This window comes from Flavobacterium xinjiangense (assembly GCF_900142885.1).
In the GTDB taxonomy this organism is placed as follows: Bacteria; Bacteroidota; Bacteroidia; order Flavobacteriales; family Flavobacteriaceae; genus Flavobacterium; species Flavobacterium xinjiangense.
Genome location: NZ_FRCL01000026.1, coordinates 1 through 4,633, shown reverse-complemented (window position 1 = coordinate 4,633; position 4,633 = coordinate 1). Strand labels below are relative to the sequence as shown.

General features: G+C 37.4%; 2 protein-coding genes. Both read right to left on the bottom strand.

Translation table 11 applies throughout. From position 1 onward, the window contains the following. Window positions 1-2,385, bottom strand: a 2,385-nt coding sequence (locus BUC23_RS17065; RefSeq protein ID WP_208609333.1) for a hypothetical protein, incomplete at its 3' end; no start/stop codon positions are given. 1,259 nt (window positions 2,386-3,644) lie between these two features. Continuing rightward, a partial coding sequence (locus BUC23_RS17060; protein WP_139259983.1) for a T9SS type A sorting domain-containing protein occupies window positions 3,645-4,633 on the bottom strand: 989 nt, incomplete at its 5' end.

Below are 4,633 nucleotides of genomic sequence, written 5' to 3'. Positions count from 1 at the left end.
AACTTGTGACCAAGCTGATGTACCATTAGATGCTGACCCTGCCAAAGTAAATGAAGTAGGTCCGGAAGGTGCTGTCTGGCATTTAGCTTCATCAGGTCCTGCAGCAGCAGTTGGATTTGCGTTAACAGTCAAAGTAACTTCTTCAAACGCAGTTCCGCAGGACGGAGTTGTAGTGCTTGTTGTGGTTATTCTTAAAGTAACGGTACCAATACCGGCAACACTTACAGTAGATGTTGGTGAACCCGGTGTTGCAATAGTAGCTTGTGCGCTACCTGTTTGACCAACTTGTGACCAAGCTGAAGTACCACCACTTGCAGTACCAGCCAGAGTAAATGAAGTAGGTCCTGAAGGCGCGGTTTGACATTTAGCTTGATCAGGTCCTGCAGCAGCAGTTGGATTTGCGTTAACAGTTAAAGTAACCTCATCAAACGCAGTTCCGCAGGACGGTGTTGCATTGCTTGTTGTGGTTATTCTCAAAGTAACGGTACCAATACCGGCAACACTTACAGTAGATATTGGTGAACCCGGTGTAGCGACAGTAGCCTGTGCGGTACCTGTTTGACCAACTTGTGACCAAGCTGATGTACCATTAGATGCTGAACCAGCCAAAGTAAATGAAGTAGGTCCGGATGGAGCAGTCTGACATTTAGCTTCATCAGGTCCTGCAGTTGCAGTTGGATTTGCATTCACTGTCACAATAAACGATGTTGATCCAAAACAACCTGGATTCGTTAAACTTTCACTGCGAGCATAAATAGTAGTCGTGCCAATTGCCGCACTATATGGTGAAGTTATTTCACCGGTAAAATCAGAATTCAAATAGTAGCGAATTGTACCACCGGTATTGGTTGTTCCCGTAGTCAAGTCTACTAAAGCACGACCAGTAGCTAAGATTTCACAAGCGGTTTTATCAGTAACTGTTACAACAGGTTGTTTTCCAGTGTTCCCAAATAAATAAGGACCGGCAAAATCTTTCAGCTCACTGCCAAAAGCGCCTTCGTTTGGACCACCACCACTACTACGGGTTTTAACCAATAAACTACCCAGTATATTGCTACATGGCGATTGATCCCCACGTTTATCCAATCCAAAAGCGGTAAGATTGATGCCTATTTCAACAAACTGATATCGTGTATACATATCTACATCTGTTGGCGTAGTTCCTTCCCATGTATTCCATGGTGGTGCTTGTGTACGAGAATTTTCAAATGTAGCAAAATCATCATTAACTCTACCCCACATATTTATACCCGTTCCTATAGGATTAATGGCAGCATAACCGTAATTCCCTGAATCTGTTCCTTTTTCGAAAGCTACACTTTTATCAACATTAAAAGGGCTGTTGGGCTTTGTAGTATATGCATCAAAAGTCGCTTGACTCATCCAAACTCTGACCCTGATAGAAGGAACATTTCCCCCATTGATATAATCTACAGAAATAATGATGGTTCCCGGAATCGCAACAGAACCGTCAGTATTAAAAGTAAATACGGTACGACCTCCATCAGGACCGGTCGCTCCAGGAACAGACAAGTCTGCCGGTGTCGATAATGCGGTTCGGAAGAATTCAAAATCGACGTGCTTGTTACCATTAGTCACAACTAAAGAAGCTCCTGCATAAGCCCAAAGCGTTGTAAAGGGTCTTGGGTTTCCAGTTGGTGGGTCAGTAATTGGATCGGGAATTCTGATTCCTTCCCCTCTTAAATGAGCATACACATCAATAATGTCATCTTTTTGGGGAACACTACCGGAAGTTCCGATACTCCAAGTAGATGGATTATCTGAATTCTTGTCTCCAGAGCCTGCAAAATAGGATGTTTCAGCGTTACCACCTTTTACGTAGGTATCTCTTCCGTAAACTGCATCCAGCCATAGGTATCTTCCTGTCCAAGTTGCAGGATTGCTAGGATCATACCCTGCAATAGGAACCACCGGATAAGGAAAAGGAGCGGTAGGAGCAAATATTGATTGTCTTCGCTCAAAAGACGTATTTGTCATCGGATTCGGAATTAGGTCTGAATCCGGATTAGAACGTGGTATCGCCTCATCTATCACCCCTAAGCCGCTTGCGCCCAAAAACCAATCATCAGTACCTGTTCCATCAATAAGTGGAACAACTGGTGGATTAGGTTGAAACTGAAACAAGCCTGAATAAACATCCCCGTCAATACCAAAATTGGCTTTGACAGCAGACGAACCGACATCTTGCCCATAGGAATTGGGTGCAAAACCAAATCCTAAAAGCAGTAGCGTAGCATAAAAAAACAGTTTTTTAACTGACGTATTCGTCGCAAAAAATTTCAAAAACTGTGTATTTAAACGCCAAGAAAAAGTGTTACAATACTCTTGCCCACTTTTCATCTTACAAAAAATAAATTTTTTCATAATAAAAGTATTTTAGCACCATACGTTAGATATAAAAGGAAGTTTAGAGATTTGGGAAAGAAAAACTTAAAGAAACATAATCCATCTTCATCTAAATAATGAAGTCACCATCATTACTAGATATTTTTATTAGTACAATAAAAACATCCTTTTTTTTGCTAAACCAAAATCAGTTTGAAGAAAAACATTACTAATTTTTAGGAAATAATATTAGTACGGTACCGGAAGCTTACGTATTTTGAAAAAGTAACTCCCATAAAATAAACTCTCTTCATTTAAAAAATGAAGTCATGCATCATAAAAAGGATATCAAAATTTAGAGGACCAAAGTCATATCCTAAATATTTATTAAAAAAGTGTTTCACTGGAAACAGCTTAAGTTGTTGTTCATATTAAAATTAACTATTAAAAAAAAAAAGCAAATAAAAATAAGATTATACTCGTTTAAATTCAATTTTAATCGACAACGAGCATCTCAAATTAGGAAAAATAGTATGTAAATATAAAATATTTTATTCGCAACTATTTGATTATTAGTGTATTACGTGTTAAAATTAATAGCAAATTAAACACAATTTTTCCTACCTAGGATGACTATTTTTTTTATTAGAATTATTGAATAATAAAAATTGCATTGCCTAAATTTTATTCTTTTAAAGTAGATTGCTTTAATACCAATTTCTAAAAATTTTACTTCTTTATAATTCAAGGATATAGAGATTCCACGAATTCTTAAGACCCCATTTGACAAGATCCTTAATTTCCAATATATAGCATTGATTGAATGAAAAAAAATCGCTTTTGAAAATAAAAAACATATCATATGGATAATTAAATAAAATAAAAAGCCAATGCTCTTTTAAACAGTTTTAAGCCCGATTTTTTTATAGTATTTACTCGAAGCTATTTAATGTGTTTTTCTAAAGTGTAGATTTAATTATAGGCCTTAAATTAAAAGAAAATCAAAGCTTATTGTTTGACCGCCAAATCTTTTAAAATCAGAATTGCTTAAAATAAATTTCCCTTTCAAATAGCGATTAAGAGTAAATTATTTATTCATTTTCAAAAGAGAAGCATTTTGCAAATTAATGCTGCAATCATTCTCCAAAGTGAATTTTAAAACTCATTGCCTTTTTACCAGCAAAGTCATTATGATAGCTCGATTTTAGGCACAAAAAAACCTCGAAAGTAAAACTTTCGAGGTTTAATCTATTCTAAAACCTCTCTATATTTTTTTGGAATTAGAAAATTATTAAAACTTATTTAGAAGACATTACTTTTTTGATACTACTTCCGCGGTTAGTAGTCAGTTTCACAACATAAACCTGCTCCTGACCTTTGAATGAATGAAGGTGTAGATTAATTTCTTGGTTTAATTGAACATTTGACTCTGCTTTTGAAAGCACCAAAATTCCTTCTGAATTGAACACTTCAATTTTCACATCAGTGTTATAATCAAAATTACATTTTATGGTAAGAATGTCTTTGAAAGGAACTGGATAAGCGGTAAAATCAGCTTGAGTAGTCAAACTAACCTCCTTCTTAGTAGCTCTAGTTCCTCCTAATGGACAGCCCGTATTATTAAGAATATCAAGTTGAGTTGCCAGTGTGCCAGGTGCATTTCCTCCAGCTAAGTACGCTGCATTAACAGCATCTATTAGTGTTTGAGTATTGCTTCCATAAGGACCCGGGTAATCAACTTCATCGCTACAAACATTTAGTAAAGCGGCTACTCCCTGACGAGCTAAGTTGAAAATACCGCCACCACCTAGATTCAGTGCTTGCAATAAAGTCAAATTAGCAAGGTTGGAAGGTGCGTTTACGAATACATCACCAAACAACATTGTAGGAGTATAGCTTGAGCACCATCTGTCAGTATGGTTTTTCCAATATCCTAAGGTACATCCTTCGCAGGCCGGTACTATGATAGTTTGGCTGCTTGCAGTTGATGTATTGCCACAAGCGTCAGTCGCAGACCATCTTTTTGTGTAAGTTATGGAACCATCCATATTGTTGGTCGTAGTGACACCCAAATCATTAATAATTGGATTTGTATCACAATTATCACTTACTGTTGGAGTACCAAAAACTGGTATTGTTCCACAGTATGTTATTGGAATAGCTGGAAGAGTAAGAGTCGGTGGTGTTGTATCCACGGTCCAAGTCACTGTGCGGGATACTGCTGTCGCTGCGTTGCCACAGGCATCAGTAACGTTCCAGGTTCTGGTTTGTGAACGAGAACAACCGT